General features: G+C 60.9%; 1 protein-coding gene. It reads left to right on the plus strand.

Annotated elements, in window-relative coordinates; all coding sequences use genetic code 11:
* Window positions 1–263: 263 nt before the first annotated feature.
* A partial coding sequence (locus GEV06_29125) for a hypothetical protein (protein ID MPZ21900.1) occupies window positions 264–583 on the plus strand: 320 nt, incomplete at its 3' end.

Consider the following 583-nt stretch of genomic DNA (forward strand, 5'->3'; position numbering starts at 1 on the left):
GTCGTCGGGTACTGAAGCCCCTGCGCGCCGACGGCAGCGGACATCAGAACGATCGTCACACCGGCAGGTAGCGTGGTCTTCATGGGCGCATTATGCCACCGGGGTGAAAATGCAAACACGAAGATCACGAAGAGACACGAAGACCACGAAGACAGGATTATCTAAAGCCAATTTCGGGTTTCGTGATCTTCGTGCTCCTTCGCCCTTCGACTTTCGCTCAGGGCGCCCCGAGCGGAGTCGAGGGGCGTGATCTTCGTGTTCCCGTGTTCCCGTGTTACGCGAAGAACATCGAAGATCATCACGAAGGGCACGAAGCGCGCTACACTGCCGTCGCCATGGGGCCGAACAATCGTTCGCATATCGAACTCTGTTTGCTCGTCATCCTCTGCGGGGGCCTGCTCGGTGTTCCCCTGAGCGGTCAGAACGGCGGCGGGACGGCCATCGGCGAATGGCCCACCTACGGCGCCGATCTTCGCAGCACGCGCTACTCGCCGCTCGATCGAATCAACGCCGGCAACTTCAACGAGCTCGAGGTCGCCTGGCGCTTCAAGACCGAGAACCTCGGTCCCCGGCCGGAGTTCCT

This window comes from Luteitalea sp., from assembly GCA_009377605.1.
GTDB lineage: Bacteria > Acidobacteriota > Vicinamibacteria > Vicinamibacterales > Vicinamibacteraceae > WHTT01.